This window comes from Vibrio sp. 2134-1 (assembly GCF_033339495.1).
Map to the genome: position 1 here is coordinate 1 of NZ_JAWOUS010000096.1, position 1245 is coordinate 1245.

Below are 1245 nucleotides of genomic sequence, written 5' to 3' on the forward strand. Positions count from 1 at the left end.
TTTGGGATCACCACATAATAGCCATAGCCGCTGTGAAGCTTTAGATTCCCAATATGTTGGATGTCACCACGTAAAATAGAAAATTGCGCCATAAAATCGGGCAGCAAAGCCAAGCCCTTCTCCATTCTCACGGCTTCACACGCCAAATAAAAATGCTCAAACCCGACGGAGTGATAGGTGATTGGGCACTCTAAATCGTTCTCCTGTTTGAATTGCTCCCACAGCTGCGGGCGAGTCGTTTGCGGAATAAATGGGTAATGGCTGATGGCTTGGTTGTCTGACAGTTTTGGTAGGTTGGTGTTGCCAATCAGCAACAAGGTTTCCTCACATAAGAGTTGGCTATATTCATAATGAGTAGAAAGAGGCAAACACCGCACATGCAGATCACTTTCGCCATGAATGTTTTTAACTGCGCCATCTCCGGTAAGAATTTTCACGCGAATATTTGGATGGCGCTGGTGGAAATCATCGATATTTGGCACCAGCCAAAGACTGGCAAATGAGGGTGTGACATCGACAACCAACAGCTCTTGATCGGTGTTGGTCTGAATTAGGCTGGCGGTTGCGTGCTGAATGAGCTCCAGAGCTTCTGTTATTTGGGGCAAATAGCGCTTTCCTTCCTCTGTTAGCTCCACGCCGTTTAACCCTCGATGAATGAGAGGAAGCCCAACGAGTTGCTCTAAAGATGCCATCTGTTTACTGACCGCTCCTTGTGTTACGCACAGGTCATCGGCGGCTTTAGAAAAGCTGAGATAGTTAGCCACAGCAACAAAAGTCCTCAACGCACGAATGGAAGGGTACTCACTGCCTTTTATCATTCTTTCAATTCCATTGAATTTGCTTAGGCACAGAGTAGAGGATTTGTGCTTTTAAGCAAAGCAAGGCACGACGGATGTGTGATTGGCTTCCTTTCTAGTAAACACGCCACGTGATATTTCAATGACTATTTAACAACTCAAGAATATTCACACTGTGTATTTTTATTTTGAAAAAACTACAAATTAGCGAGAAGCTTTTTCACTCGTTATATTTATCCTACATTTGTATTGTTTGTGTAAGGTAAATAAATAGCCTGTATTTTGTTTTTTGTACGAGTGTTTTTAGCTAATTGTCAGAATCTTATTAAATTAAAATAGCTTTTCATGAATTTAATATTGGCATTGCTTTTGCAATTTATGATTGGAATTTTCGATAATCAGTTAATTTAGGAGAACGAAATGAAAAGCAATGTTGTTACTCTGGTTG

1 protein-coding gene is annotated in these 1245 nt (G+C 41.5%); it reads right to left on the reverse strand.

Annotated features, from left to right (window positions below; all coding sequences use genetic code 11):
* Window positions 1–818: LysR family transcriptional regulator (locus R7R78_RS24105; protein ID WP_225474372.1), on the reverse strand; the 818-nt coding region annotated here is incomplete at its 3' end.
* Window positions 819–1245: the final 427 nt, after the last annotated feature.